Source organism: Chromobacterium rhizoryzae, assembly GCF_020544465.1.
GTDB lineage: Bacteria > Pseudomonadota > Gammaproteobacteria > Burkholderiales > Chromobacteriaceae > Chromobacterium.
Map to the genome: position 1 here is coordinate 1252304 of NZ_CP066126.1, position 14030 is coordinate 1266333.

Here is a 14030-nt window from a genome sequence, read left to right on the forward strand (position 1 = left end):
TCTGGCTTGAATCCGCGGGCTTTTTAGTTGATCAATCATTAATATCTGCGCGAATTTCAGCGCTTGGGCGAATCGGTCGTCTCGCCGCCGCGGCGCGAGACGACGAGCGAGCAAGGTAAAGAATGGGAAACGGACCCGGCGCGGACTGCGTCGGACGAGCGGCGGGCGGTTTCCTGAAACGGGGATGTTATGCACAAAAAAATACTGACGGTTGACGATTCCGCTTCGATTCGACAGATGGTGTCGTTCACCTTGAAAAGCGCCGGCTACGAGGTGGTGGAGGCCGGAGACGGCAACGCCGGCCTGGCCAAGGCGCAGGGTGGGCAGTTCAATCTGGTGCTGACCGACCAGAACATGCCGGGCATGGACGGGCTGACCTTGATCCGCTCCTTGCGCAAGCTGCCGGCGTATACGACGACGCCTATCCTGATGCTGACCACGGAGTCCAGCGATCAGATGAAGGCGCTTGGCCGCGCGGCCGGCGCCACCGGCTGGCTGGTCAAGCCTTTTGATCCGCAGAAGCTGCTGGATGTGGTCAAGCGCGTGATCGGCTGAATCGGCTGATCTTGGGCACGGCGAGGAGCGAGCTTTTGGCAATCGACATGTCGCAGTTTCATCAAGTGTTTTTTGATGAGGCGGATGAACACTTGTCCAGCATGGAGAGCCTGCTGCTGGGCATGGACCAGTCCTGTCCGCAGCAGGAGGATTTGCATGCGGTGTTCCGCGCCGCGCATTCGATCAAGGGCGGCGCCGCCACCTTCGGTTTCGCCGATATGGCGGATCTGACCCATGTGCTCGAAGGTTTGCTGGACGAGGTGAGGCGCGGCGCGCGCGCCTTGAGTTCGGATCTGGTGGATTTGGTGCTGCGGGCCAAGGACGTGCTGTACGGGATGCTGGCGGCGCACAAGGGCAAGGGCGAGGCCGACGCGGCGCTGGCCGGCGAACTCAAGGCGCAGCTGGAGGCGCTGGCCGCCGCGCCGGCGGAGGCCGCGACGCGGCGGGCGACGCCGGAGGAGACGCGGCACTGGACGTTGTACCTGGAAATCGACGTGGTGGACGGCGTCGATATCGACGCCTTGCTGGAGTCGCTGGCCGAGCACGGGGACTTGAGCGTGGTGCAGCACGGCGAGGACGCCGACAAGCTGCCCTGGGTGGCGGTGTTCACCTCGCCGCTGGACGCTGCCGAGGTGGCGGAGTCGCTGGCCTTCGCCTTGCCGCAGGACAGCTTCCGCATCAACGTCGATCATGGGGTGGAGGAGGAGGGCAGCTTCGGGCTGTTTCTCGAGGCGGCGCCGGAGCCGGACGCTTCGGTCTGGCTGGAGGGCGACGGCTTTGGCCTGTTCGAGCCGCCGCCAGCCGAGACGGCGCCGCAGGACGAGGCGCCGGCCTTAGACCCCGACGCGGCCAAGCCGGCGGCGCGCGGCGGCGCGGTGGGCGAGAATTCGATCCGGGTCAATATCGACAAGGTGGATTTGCTGCTCAACCTGGTGGGAGAGCTGGTGATCACCCAGTCCATGCTGACGCAGTCCGGCGCGGGTCTGGACCCGGTGGCGCACGAGCGCCTGCTAGGCGGCATCGGCGCCTTGCAGCGCAACGCGCGGGAACTGCAGGAGGCGGTGATGTCCATCCGGATGACGCCGATCGCCTTCGTGTTCAACCGCTTCCCGCGCGTGGTGCGCGATCTGGCCGGCCGTCTGGGCAAGAAGGTGGAGCTCACGATGATGGGCGAGGGCACCGAGCTGGACAAGGGCTTCATCGAGAAGCTGTCCGATCCGCTGACTCATCTGGTGCGCAACAGCCTGGACCACGGCATCGAGGCCCCGGAAGCGCGGCTGGCGGCCGGCAAGGACCCGATGGGACGGCTGACGCTGCGCGCCTTCCATCAGGGCAGCAATATCGTCATCGAAGTCAGCGATGATGGCGCCGGGCTGAACCGGGAGCGGATTCTGGCCAAGGCGCGGCAAGGCGGTTTGGCGGCGCCGGCCTCGCTTTGCGACGCCGAGGTGTGGAATCTGATTTTCGAAGCCGGCTTCTCCACCGCCGCCGAGGTGACCGAAGTGTCCGGCCGCGGCGTGGGCATGGACGTGGTCAAGCGCAACATTCAGAGCATGGGCGGCCGGGTGGAGATCGACTCCATGGCCGGCATCGGCACCACCATCAGCATTCATCTGCCGCTGACGCTGGCGATCATGGACGGCATGTCAGTGCGCATCGGCGCGGAAACCTATGTGATGCCCTTGGGCGCGGTATTGGAGTCCTTGCAGCCGGCGCCGAGCGAAATCAAGACAGTGGCCGCTCGCGGCCAGGTGGTGGCCATCCGCGGCGAGTACCTGCCGATTGTGCCACTGGGCCGGTTTTTCTCCATTCCGGACGCGAGGCGGACGCCGAGCGAGGCCATCCTGGTGATCGTGGAGGCCGGCAATAGCCGGCTGGCGCTGCTGGTGGACGACTTGATCGGCCAGCAGCAGTTCGTGGTGAAGAATCTGGAAACGAATTACCGCAAGGTGGACGGCATTTCCGGCGCCACGATCCTTGGCGACGGTCAGGTGGCCATGATCTTGGACATCGCCGCGATTGCGCGGCACAACCAGCGTATGGCGCTGGACGCATGAAACAACAAGGATAAAAAAATGGTGGCGGAACGGGATGGTCCGGGCCTGGCGCAGAGACGCTCGGGCAATGAGCTGCTGGTGTTCACGCTGGGGACGGAAGAATACGGCATCGATATTTTGAAGGTGCAGGAGATCCGCGGTTACGACGCGGTGACCCGCATCGCCAACGCGCCGGACTTTATCAAGGGCGTGGTCAATCTACGCGGCCATATCGTGCCCATCGTGGATTTGCGCCTGAAGTTCGGCATAGGCGAACCGGTGTACAACGCGTTCACCGTGGTGATCGTGCTGAATGTGTGCGGGCGGGTCATCGGCGCGGTGGTGGACGGCGTGTCGGACGTGATTCAGCTGGAGAGCGATGCGCTGCGCGCCGCGCCGGAGTTTGGCGCGGCGGTGGACACCGCCTATATCGAAGGACTGGGCACGCTGGACGAGCGCATGATCATCGTGGTCGATATCGAGAGGCTGATGGGCAGCGAGGAAATGGCGTTGACTGACGCCGCGGCTCGAGTGCAAGCGAATTAGGGGGCGAAGCATGAACAATATGAAAGTGATCCATAGACTGATCCTGGGCTTCGGTCTGCTGATCCTGTTGCTGGCGGTGGCGATGACGCTGGCGGTCAGACAGCTGCAGGGACTGGCCGATGATCTGGTCAATATTTCCGGCGTGCATATCCCGCAGGTCAGCGCCGCGCACAAGATCGCCGCCAATGTCGACCTGGCGTCTCGGGACGTGCGTAATCTGCTGCTGAGCAAGGATGCCCAACTGATCAAGGAGTTCAATCAGCAGATCGACGAGAGCCTGGCCAATCTGACGCAGCGGATGACGGCTTTGGAGCCGAATGTCGGCAGCGCCGGGCGGCCGCTTTTCGAGGCGATGCGCTCCGACGAGGCCAGTTTCCGCTCCGAGCTGAACGTGTTCCGGCGCATGCAGGCGCAGGGGCGCGATGTGCAGGCCCGCGATTATCTGTTCGTCACCCTGCGCGACACCCAGCTCAAATACATGGCTTCGATCGACCGCTACATCGCGTTTGAAGAGAACCTGATGCGCAAGGCGGGACAGGATGCCAGCGACAACTCCCGGCAGGCCTACAAACTGCTGTTCGCCTTTACGCTGCTGGCCCTGCTCATCGGCGTCGGCTTCGGCGTCTTCATCATCCGCTCGCTGATGCGCCAACTGGGCGGGGAGCCGGCGGAACTGGTCAAAGTGATGCGGGAGTTGACCGAAGGCCAGGTGCGCTCCGAAATCAAGGTCAAACCGGGCGACCAGCACAGCCTGTTCGCGTCGATGAGTTTGCTGGCCGAGAAGGCGATCGAGAACATCCGGGTGCGCAACGCGCTGGACAACGCCTCCACCAATGTGATGATCGCCGACAACGAGCGCAACATCATCTACACCAATCACAGCGTGCTGGAGATGATGCGTCGCGCCGAGGCCGATCTGCGCCAGGCCTTGCCCAATTTCGACGCGCGCGCGATGCTGGGCGCCAATATGGATGTTTTCCACAGCAATCCGGCGCATCAGCGCGATCTGTTGGCCAATCTGAGCGCCACTTATCGCGCGCAGATCAATATAGGCACGCGCATTTTCGGCCTGGTGGCCAATCCGGTGTTCGGCACCGACGGTTCCCGTTTGGGCACGGTGGTGGAATGGAAGGACCGCACCGGGGAGGTGGAGATAGAGAAAGAGGTGGCCAGCATCATCTCCGCCGCCGCGGCCGGCGATTTCGACCGGCGCATCAATCTGGAAGGCAAGGACGGCTTTTTCCGCCAGCTGGGCGAAAGCGTCAACCAATTGCTGGCGGTGACCAGCCAGGGCCTGGGCGATATCGCCACCGTGCTGGCGGCTCTGGCCAAGGGCGATCTCACCCATGCGATCAAGGGCGATTACCAGGGCTTGTTCAGCCAGTTGCAGAACGATACCAATACCACGGTGATGCGGCTGAAGGAAATCGTGTCCAACATCAAGGAGTCCACCGACGCGATCAACACCGCCGCGCGCGAGATCGCCTCCGGCAACGCCAATCTGTCCAGCCGCACTGAGCAGCAAGCCGCCAGCCTGGAGGAAACCGCTTCCAGCATGGAGGAAATCACCAGCACGGTACGGCAGAACGCGGAGAACGCCAAGAAGGCCAATACGCTGGCCACCGGCGCCTCCGACATCGCCGCGCGCGGCGGCAAGGTGGTGGGCGACGTGGTGGCCACCATGAACGAGATCAACGACAGCGCGCGCAAGATCGTCGACATCATCAGCGTGATAGACGGCATCGCCTTTCAGACCAATATCCTTGCGCTCAACGCCGCGGTGGAGGCGGCGCGGGCCGGCGAGCAAGGGCGCGGCTTCGCCGTGGTGGCCAGCGAGGTGCGCAATCTGGCGCAGCGCTCCGCCGCCGCCGCCAAGGAGATCAAGGGCTTGATCGGCAACTCGGTGGCCAAGGTCGAGTCCGGCTCCAAGCTGGTGGACGAGGCCGGCAGCACCATGGACGAGATCGTGATCTCCATCCGCCGCGTCGCCGACATCATGAGCGATATCTCCGCCGCGTCGATCGAGCAGAGCTCGGGCATTGAACAGGTCAATCTGGCGGTGACGCAGATGGACGAGAACACGCAGAAGAACGCCGCGCTGGTGGAACAGGCCGCGGCGGCGGCGGAGTCGCTGGAAGAGCAGGCGCGCTATCTGGACGACGCGGTGCAGGTGTTCAAGTTGGGAGAACATGGCCCGCGTCTGCGGCAAGCGCCAGCGCGCGTCGCGTCGGCGGCGGAGCCGGCCGCCCATGCCGGCGGCGTCAATCCGGCGCCGGCTAAGCCGGCGGGCAAGATCGTGGTGCCGGCGCGGCTGCATCCGCAGGTGGACCTGAGCGACGGCGAGTGGGAGGAGTTTTGAGGCACAGGTCCGGAGGGGCCGTGTTGGCGGGCTTGGAATTGGACATCACGTTCACGCCCGAGGATTTTCGCCGCATCCGCGACATGGTGTACCAGCGGGTCGGCATCGCCCTCAACGACAGCAAGACGCATATGGCCTACGCGCGCTTGGCCAAGCGGGTGCGGGCTTTGAGCCTGAAAAGCTTCGCCGAGTATCTGGACCGCTTGGATCAGGACGCCTTGTCGGAGGAATGGCAGAATTTCATCAACGCGCTGACCACCAATCTGACCTCGTTTTTTCGGGAGCCGCATCATTTCGACATGCTGCGCGCCCACGCCGAGCGCTGGCGCAAGCGCGGCCGGCCGTACCGGGTCTGGAGCGCGGCGTCCTCGACCGGCGAGGAGCCTTACTCCATCGCCATCACCATGGCGGAGTTGACGGAGAGCTTGCGGCCCTTCCCCTGCGAGTTGCTGGCGTCCGACATCGATACCCATGTGCTGCAACAGGCGATGCGCGGCGTGTATCTGCGCGAGCGCGTCAGCCAGTTGCCGGAGCCGCAGTTGCGCCGTTTTTTCGACAAGGGCGTAGGCGCCAATGAGGGCAAGGTGCGCCTGAAGAAACGCGTGCGCGAGGCGATGACGTTTTTCCAGATGAATCTGGTGGCGGAGGAATGGCCGCCGCTGGGGGAGTTCGACGTCATTTTCTGTCGCAATGTGCTGATCTATTTTGATAAGCCGACGCAGGCGGCCATACTCAATCATATGGCGCGGCATCTGGCTCCGGACGGGCTGCTGCTGCTGGGGCATTCGGAAAACATCCTGCACCTGAGCGACGCCTTCGTCCCCTGCGGCAAGACCAGCTACCGGCTGGCCTGATCAGGCGTTCCGTGCGTCCGGCCGTCGCGCTGCGGCGCGAGTTTATGAGCCTTGTTTATCGATCCGGGAGCGTGGATGGCGCTGGAAAAAAAAATTCGGGTAATCGTGGTGGACGACTCGGCCCTGATCCGCAATCTGCTGACCTCCATCATCGACGAAGCGCCGGACATGGAAGTGGTGGCCACCGCCTCCGATCCGCTGATCGCGCGCGAGCGCATCCGCGCGCTGGATCCGGACGTAATCACGCTGGACGTTGAAATGCCGCGGATGGACGGCCTGGAGTTCCTGCGCCGGCTGATGCGGCTGCGGCCGACGCCGGTGCTGATGATCTCCTCGCTGACGCAGCAGGGTTCGGAGGCGACGCTGACGGCGCTGGAGCTGGGCGCCATCGACTTTCTGTCCAAGCCGGCGCACGATATCGCCAGGCGCATGGGCGATTACGCCGATGAGATCCGGGACAAGATACGGGCCGCGGCCGCGGCCAGGGTCCGGGCGCCGCATCGTTTTCACCGCCCGGCTGATGTTCCGCCGCCGGCGCCGCTCTTGGGCGCCGGCGCGCAGCAGGCGATGTTGTTCATCGGCGCCTCCACCGGCGGCACCGAGGCGATCCGCGCGCTGCTGAGCGGCCTGCCCGCGACATGCCCGCCCATCTTGGTAGTTCAACATATGCCCGAGCATTTCACCGCCAGCTTCGCCGCGCGCTTGAACGCCAGCTGTCCGATGCGGGTGAAGGAGGCGGAGGCGGGCGAGCCGGTGCGGCAGGGCGTGGCCTATATCGCGCCGGGCGATTGGCATATGCGGGTGCAGGCCGCCGCGGACGGTTTTCGCATCGAATTGGATCAGAGCGACAAGGTGAACCGGCACCGGCCGTCGGTGGACGCGCTGTTCGACTCCGCCGCGCGCTGCCTGGGCAAGCGCGCCATCGGCGTGATCCTGACCGGCATGGGGCGGGACGGCGCGGACGGCCTGCGCAGGATGCGCGACGCCGGCGCGGTCACCTTCGGTCAGAACGAGGCCAGTTGCGTGGTGTACGGCATGCCGCGGGAAGCGATGAAGGCCGGCGGCGTGCAACAGGAGTGGCCGCTGGACGCGCTGCCCTCCAAAATCATGGCCTGCCTGTACGGCAAGGCGGAAAAGGCGATGTTATGAAGAACGGCGCGGTGCATTTCAGCAGCCATTCGTATTTCGACAAGCATTTTCAAAGCCAGGCGGTGAAGGTGTTTCCCGGCGGCTTCTACGTCACCGGCCAGCCGCAGCTGCTGGTGACCTTGCTGGGCTCCTGCGTGGCCGTATGCATGCTGGACCGGACAGCCAATGTGGCCGGCATGAACCATTTCCTGTTGCCCGAGGGCAGCATCGAGGTGGGCGAGGGCGCGTCCGCCGCCCGTTTCGGCGTGCACGCGATGGAGTTGATGATTACCGAAATGCAGAAACTGGGCGCGATGCGCCATCGGATGGAAGCCAAGGTCTTCGGCGGCGGCAATGTGCTGGAGGGCATGTCGGTGATGAACGTGGGCGAGCGCAATCGCCGCTTCATCCACGGCTACCTGGATGCGGAAAGGATTCCCATTCTGGCCGAGGACCTGTTGGGCGACTGCGCGCGCAAAGTGTATTTCTTCACCGACAGCGGCAAGGTGCTGGTCAAGAAGCTCAAGCGCAGCCGCAGCCTGATCAGCGAGGAGACCCGCTATCGTCAGCAGGTGATGCAGCCGGAGGTGGCCGGCAAGTCCGGCGATATCGAGCTGTTTATCTGATGCGGCTCAACGTCCGCCGCGCGTCGTGAGACGCAATGCGCTTACCTTCCTCGTTTCCTAGCGTTTCGCCCGGTCTCGCGTTTCGCGAGACCGGGCGAGCTTCTCAGCGCTCCAGGTGTTGCAGCTTGCCTTCGACCTCCGCCCAGTCCTCATGGTCCGGCAGCGGGTCCTTCTTCTCCGTGATGGTGGGCCAGAGCCTGGACAATTCGGCGTTGAGCGCGACGAAACCCTCTTGTCCCGGCGGAACGTCGTCTTCCGCGTAGATCGCGTTCACCGGGCATTCCGCCACGCATAGCGTGCAATCGATGCATTCCTCGGGGTCGATCGCCAGAAAATTGGGGCCTTCGTGAAAGCAGTCCACCGGGCAGACATCGACGCAATCGGTGTATTTGCATTTGATGCAGGCATCGGTTACAACGTAGGCCATGTTCAGCTCCTTGGTCGTCGAAAGCCGGCCGGCGCCGTTTGGCGCGGCGGCGGGGCGATGATTCGAGCGTATCAGTCAACATTATTAGCCAGAAATTCCCTTCACAACGCATTGCCGCCGTAAATTTCCTATCCGTCATGAACTCTTCTCGCTATCGCGGGCGTTTTGCCCCCAGTCCCACCGGCTTGCTGCACGCCGGCTCCTTGTGCACCGCCGTCGGCAGTTATCTGGAGGCGCGCGCGCGCGGCGGCGAGTGGCTGCTGCGGATGGAGGATCTGGACCCGCCGCGCGAGGTGGCCGGGGCCGCCGACGCCATCCTGCGCACGCTGGACGCCTATGGCTTCGAATGGGACGGCGAAGTGGTGTATCAAAGCCGTCGCCACGAGCTGTACCGTCAGGCGCTGGAGCAGTTGATCGCCTCCGGCCACGCCTATCCGTGCAATTGCACGCGCAAGGAGATCGCCAAGACCGCGCGGCGCGGCCTGGACGGCTACGTCTATCCCGGCCATTGCCGGCGGCGGCGTCCGGAAGAGGGCGGCCGCGCCTGGCGCTTGCGGGCGGCGCCCGGCGACACCGTGGTGGCGGACCGCCTGCAAGGGCCCTACCGTCAGAATCTGACGGCCGACATCGGCGATTTCGTCTTGCTGCGCGCGGACGGCTTTTGGGCCTATCAATTGGCCGTGGTGGTGGACGACGCGGAGCAAGGGGTGAACGATGTGGTGCGCGGCGCCGACCTGCTGGTGTCCACGCCGCGTCAAGTGGCGGTGCAGCAGGCGCTGGGCGTGGCGACGCCGGGTTATTGTCATCTGCCGGTGCTGGTCAACGCCGCGGGGGAGAAGCTGTCCAAGCAGACGCTGGCGCCGGCGGTGGCGGCCGAGGACGCCGCAGCGGCCTTGCGCCTGGCCTTAAGCCGCCTGGGGCATGTTCCGCCGGAGGAGTGCGGCGGCCTGGCCGAGTTGTGGCAGTGGGCGCGAGCGCATTGGTCGCTGGCGCGCGTGCCGGTCGGACCGGTGCTTGCCGGCTGAATTGCGCCGTTTTATGCCAAAATTATGCGTTTGACGTCTTTTTTTCCATCCCGGCTGGCCTATATTGGCATCTGCGCACGCGCTTGTTGCGCATCATCGGCCGCGGCAAGCGGGTCGCCATCGTCTTCTCCTTGATATGCGGAAAATGCGACATGTTTTTATGTCGAATTTGTGTTCTAATGCCGCCTTTTTTTCATGCGCGCGCACTGGCGCAAAGTCCCGCTTCAGTTGACTCCGGTCAAGCGGTTTGAAGAAAGCATGCCCAGCTTGCGGGCGAGGCCCTCTATCATGGGCGCTTTTTCAGCCGTATCAGTCTGAATGCGAACGGAACTGGCCAGGCCAATTCCGCCGGCGCCATCGCATGAACGTAAACATGCGCGCGCGGCGCGCCCGTCAATCGGCAGGCCCGATGGAGACCAAGCCTTGAGCAATACCAATTTAGACAGCAAGACCAAGACCCGGGCGCTGGGCGTATGGATGTGCACCGCCTTGGTGGTGGGCAATATGATCGGCTCCGGCGTGTTCCTGCTGCCCGCGTCGCTGGCGCCGTTCGGCGGCGTGTCGATGATAGGCTGGCTGCTCACCGCCGCCGGCGCGATCTGCCTGGCCTTGGTGTTCGCCCGGCTGGCGGCCATCCTGCCCAAGGAAGGCGGGCCGTACGCCTATATTCACGAAGCCTTCGGCGGTTTCGCCGGCTTCTGGATCGCCTGGGGCTACTGGATTGCGCTGTGGGCCGGCAATGCGGCCCTGGCGGTGGCCGCCACCAGCTATATGCAGGTATTCGTTCCGGCGCTGGGCCACAATAATGTGTTGGCCGGCGTGTTCGCCATCAGCCTGATCTGGATCGTCACCTGGATCAACAGCCGCGGCGCGCGCAGTTCCGGCCTGGTGGCGGTGACGACCACCTTGCTCAAGCTGTTGCCGCTGGCCGCCGTCACCTTCATCGGCTTTTTCCACATGCAGCCGGACAATATCGTGTTCAACCCTCACGACAAGCCGCTGCTCAGTTCGGTGTCCGCCACCATGGCGCTGACCTTGTGGGCCTTCCTGGGGCTGGAATCGGCGTCGGTGCCGGCAGGCGACGTGATCGAGCCGGAAAAAAACATTCCGCGCGCCACGGTGCTGGGCACTCTGATCGCCACCGTGCTCTACATCCTGTCCACGGTGGCCTTGATGGGCTTGATGCCGCCGGCGATGCTGGCCGCCTCCCAGGCGCCCTTTGCCGACGCCGCCCGGCTGATGTGGGGCGATTGGGGCTATTACCTGGTGGGTTTCGGCGCCATCGTGTCCTGCTTCGGCGCGCTCAACGGCTGGAGCCTGATGCAGGCGCACGTGCCGGCCGCGGCCGCGCACGACGGCCTGTTTCCCCGTCGTTTCGCCCAGATGAACCGCGAGGGCGTGCCCATTTTCGGCCTGCTGCTGTCCAGCGGGCTGGTGACGGTGCTGATGGCGATGAAGTACGCCGGCGGCGACGGCGGCGTCAAGATTTTCGAGTTCATCATTCTGCTGGCCACCGCCACCACTTTGCTGCCCTACGCTTTTTGCTCGATGGCCTTGCTCGCCATCATGCTGATGCGCCCTCAGCAGTTCCAGCGCAAGGACTTCCTGGCGCCGCTGTGCTTCGCCGGCGTGGGTTTCGCCTATTCGGTCTGGGCCTTGTACGGCTCCGGCGCCGACATCGTGATGTGGGGCATGATTCTGCTGCTGCTGGGCTTGCCGGTCTATGTCTGGCAGGTGAAGGAGCGTTACGCCGATCCTTCATGAAGGAGAGGCGATGTCGGATCCCAAACGCGGCTCAAGCCGCGTTTTCTTTTTGCGCAAGCCTATCGTCATGAGTCAACGGGCTTGCCTATGCCGCCGGCTGATGGCCTACTAGGGCGCTTTGCTTTCAGACCGGGAGTTGCCATGAGGATAAGCGCCGCCGATCACGCGCTCGTCGCCATCGATTTCACCTATCCGCTGCCGGACGCGCAGACGCTGGCGCGGATGCGGGCGGAGAACGCGCCCTGCGCGCTTGAGCGCGCGGACGGCCTGTTTCCGGAAAACAGCTATTACCGCGCCGGCCGCAAAGGCTGCGCCGAAGGCATGTCGGCGCGCTCCTTTGTCTCGCGCCGCTTGCGCGAGACGGCGGCGCGGCTGGCGCCGGAGTACGGTTTGCTGCTGTTCGACGCCTACCGCAGCCGCGAAACCCAGGCGGATCTGTTTCAGATGGTGCTGGACGATGTGCGCGCCGCGCACCCGGACTGGGACGCGGCGGCGGTGGAGCGGCAGGCGCGATTGTTCGCCGCCCACCCGGACGACACCGCCCGTTTCGCGGTGTTGCCGCACAATTCCGGCGGTGCCGTGGACCTGGCGATCTGCCGGATGGACACGGGCGAGATCTGCGATTTCGGCACGGCCTTCGATGCGGCGGAGCCGGCGTCGCGCACCGATTTCTTCGAAGCGCCGCATGATCCGGCCCTGGGTTTTTCCTCTGAGCGCTGGCTGACGGTGCGTCACAATCGCCGCGTCTTGTTCAATCTGATGAAGCAGGCCGGTTTCAGCAATTATGCCGAGGAATGGTGGCATTACGATCTGGGCGACTGCCTGTGGGGGCAGGCGCTGGGCGTGGATTGGATCTATCCGTCGATGGAGGCCGAGCCGGAGAGACCGGCCTGATCGCCAGGGCCGCCGCGCGGGCGCGGCGGCCCATGGCCTGGCGCTAGCCGGTCAGCGCCTTCAACCAGACCAGCGCGGCGCTGGCGCCCGCGTCCGGCACGCCCAGCGCCCGTTCGCCCAGATAGCTGGCCCGGCCCAGGCGCGGCCGCATGGCGGCGGTTGCCGCGCAGCCGCGCTCCGCCGCTGTCAGCGCCGAACGCCAGGCCGTCTCCGGAGCCTGTCCGGCGTCCAGGGCGGAGGCGAAAGCGTCGGCGGCGGGGGACAAGGCGTCCAGCATGGTGCGGTCGCCCACTTGCGCACCGCCCAGTTCCGCGACGGCGGCGACGCCGTCCAGAAAGGCGGCCGCCCAGTCCTTCGGGGTGGGCGGGGTCGTCGTGTCCAGCCGCCGCGCCGCGCGCAGCAGGGCGGTGGAGTAGAAAGGCCCGGAGCTGCCGGCGATGGCCTGGCGCAAGGCCTGGCCGACCGCGCGCAGCGCCGTGGCGGGGTCGCTCCATGCGCTGTCGGGCAAGGCCCGGATCGCGGCCGCGCCGCGCTGCATGCTGACGCCCAGATCGCCGTCCCCGGCCGCGCCGTCCAGTTCGGTCAACAGCGGCTCGGCGGCGTCCAGCGCGTCGGCCGCGGCCCAGGCCGCGGCGCGCAAACGGGGATCGGCCGCGGCGGCCGAGGGCGTGAAAGCGTCGCGGGGCGGCGCGGCGCGCAGCTGGCGTTGCGCCGGCAGACGGCCTGAGCCGGGCCAGGCCGGCGCCAGGGTGGTTTGATCCAGCCAGTTGAGGCGCTGATCGTCCAGCGCCATCAGGGACAAGGAGCAGCCGGGCATTTCCAGCGCGGTCATGAAGTTGCCGCTCCAGGCGCGTTCCACCTGTAGGCCGCGCAGGCGCAGATGCGCCAGCGCGGCGCGGGCGACGATGGCCAGCTCCATCGGCGGCGTGCCGCCCAGGCCGTTGACCAGCAGCGCCACCCTGTGTCCCGAACGCCAGCCGCGGTCTTGCAAGATGGCGTCCAGCAGCGTCGCGCACAAATCGGCGGCCGATGGCGTCGCCACGCGGCGCACGCCGGCTTCGCCGTGTATGCCCAGGCCCAGTTCCGCCTCCCCGCTGTCCAGTTGAAAGCCCGGGCGGCCGGTGGCCGGCACCGTGCAGGCGCCCAGGCCCACGCCCATGGTGGCCACCTGTTCCGCAGCCTGCCGCGCCGCGGCGGCGACCTCGGCCAGGCCGGCGCCGGAGGCGGCCGCCGCGCCGGCGATCTTGTGCACCAGCACCGTGCCGGCGATGCCGCGCCTGCGCGCCGGCTCCACGGTGTCGCGAAGCGCCACGTCGTCGGCCACCACCACGCTGTCGACGGCGATGCCCTCGGCGCGGGCCAGTTCCGCCGCCAGGCCGAAGTTGAGCCGGTCGCCGGTGTAGTTCTTGACGATGAGCAGCACGCCCTTGGGGCCGGCGACGGCGCGGATCGCCGCCAGCACGGTGTCTACGCTGGGCGAGGTGAACACGTCGCCCACCGCGGCGGCGTCCAGCATGCCGTGGCCGATGTAGCCGGCGTGGGCCGGTTCGTGGCCGCTGCCGCCGCCGGAAATCAGCGCCACCTTGTCGCGCAGGCCGCCGGCGGGAAGGTCCGCCCGCAGCAAGACGTTTTCTTCCTCGAGCAGCGCCAGGCCGGGCAGGGTGTCGGCCAGGCCTTCCAGCATCTCCCGCGCCACATGGCGCGGATCGTTGATCAGTTTTCGCATCGCGGTTTCCTTTCCAGATCGGATAGAGATCGTGCTTGGTCAAGATGGATGTCATCTTACGATCAGCGCCGGCGCAATGGGGTGGTCATC

12 protein-coding genes are annotated in these 14030 nt (G+C 65.7%); 10 read left to right on the forward strand and 2 right to left on the reverse strand.

Features of this window, described 5'->3' with window-relative positions:
* Nucleotides 1-189: 189 nt before the first annotated feature.
* The 7 genes from JC616_RS05765 to cheD all read left to right on the forward strand — a co-directional run bounded on the left by JC616_RS05765 (nt 190) and on the right by cheD (nt 8104).
* Nucleotides 190-555 carry a response regulator gene (locus JC616_RS05765; protein ID WP_043635932.1) on the forward strand — a complete coding sequence of 122 codons (366 nt, stop codon included), beginning with the start codon at nt 190-192 and terminating at the stop codon, nt 553-555.
* A gap of 47 nt (nt 556-602) precedes the next feature.
* Nucleotides 603-2612 (forward strand): chemotaxis protein CheW, encoded by a 2010-nt coding sequence (locus tag JC616_RS05770; protein ID WP_227107167.1) that lies wholly within the window; start codon nt 603-605, stop codon nt 2610-2612.
* Between the two features lie 18 nt (nt 2613-2630).
* Nucleotides 2631-3137 carry a chemotaxis protein CheW gene (locus tag JC616_RS05775; RefSeq protein WP_227107169.1) on the forward strand — a complete coding sequence of 169 codons (507 nt, stop codon included), beginning with the start codon at nt 2631-2633 and terminating at the stop codon, nt 3135-3137.
* 10 nt (nt 3138-3147) lie between these two features.
* Nucleotides 3148-5496, forward strand: a complete 2349-nt coding sequence (locus JC616_RS24595) for a methyl-accepting chemotaxis protein (RefSeq protein WP_404990262.1) — start codon at nt 3148-3150, stop codon at nt 5494-5496.
* A 20-nt stretch (nt 5497-5516) separates the two neighbouring features.
* Entirely contained in the window at nt 5517-6350 is an 834-nt protein-coding gene (locus tag JC616_RS05790; RefSeq protein WP_227107171.1) for a CheR family methyltransferase, read from the forward strand.
* Nucleotides 6351-6425: 75 nt separating this feature from the next.
* On the forward strand, nt 6426-7499 hold the full coding sequence (locus JC616_RS05795; RefSeq protein WP_227107173.1) for a protein-glutamate methylesterase/protein-glutamine glutaminase: 1074 nt from the start codon (nt 6426-6428) through the stop codon (nt 7497-7499).
* Entirely contained in the window at nt 7496-8104 is a 609-nt protein-coding gene (cheD, locus tag JC616_RS05800; protein WP_107798341.1) for a chemoreceptor glutamine deamidase CheD, read from the forward strand. The genes JC616_RS05795 and cheD overlap by 4 nt, the downstream gene beginning before the upstream one ends.
* A 103-nt stretch (nt 8105-8207) precedes the next feature.
* Here the strand turns inward: cheD and fdxA are convergent, their stop codons facing one another.
* Nucleotides 8208-8531: a ferredoxin FdxA gene (gene fdxA / locus JC616_RS05805; protein ID WP_107798342.1), complete on the reverse strand. Its 324-nt coding sequence runs from the start codon at nt 8529-8531 to the stop codon at nt 8208-8210.
* A 137-nt stretch (nt 8532-8668) separates the two neighbouring features.
* On the opposite strand from fdxA, the gene gluQRS reads away from it, so the two are divergent.
* The 3 genes from gluQRS to JC616_RS05820 all read left to right on the forward strand — a co-directional run bounded on the left by gluQRS (nt 8669) and on the right by JC616_RS05820 (nt 12214).
* Entirely contained in the window at nt 8669-9556 is an 888-nt protein-coding gene (gene gluQRS / locus JC616_RS05810) for a tRNA glutamyl-Q(34) synthetase GluQRS (RefSeq protein WP_227107175.1), read from the forward strand.
* 423 nt (nt 9557-9979) lie between these two features.
* The gene (locus JC616_RS05815; protein ID WP_227107177.1) at nt 9980-11320 is read left to right on the forward strand and encodes an amino acid permease; all 1341 of its coding nucleotides are present in this window, start codon (nt 9980-9982) and stop codon (nt 11318-11320) included.
* A 141-nt stretch (nt 11321-11461) separates the two neighbouring features.
* Nucleotides 11462-12214 carry a M15 family metallopeptidase gene (locus tag JC616_RS05820; protein WP_227107179.1) on the forward strand — a complete coding sequence of 251 codons (753 nt, stop codon included), beginning with the start codon at nt 11462-11464 and terminating at the stop codon, nt 12212-12214.
* Nucleotides 12215-12257: 43 nt separating this feature from the next.
* On the opposite strand, the gene JC616_RS05825 is transcribed toward JC616_RS05820, so the two are convergent.
* Complete coding sequence (locus JC616_RS05825) at nt 12258-13940, reverse strand: dihydroxyacetone kinase family protein (RefSeq protein ID WP_227107181.1); 1683 nt, start codon at nt 13938-13940, stop codon at nt 12258-12260.
* Nucleotides 13941-14030: the final 90 nt, after the last annotated feature.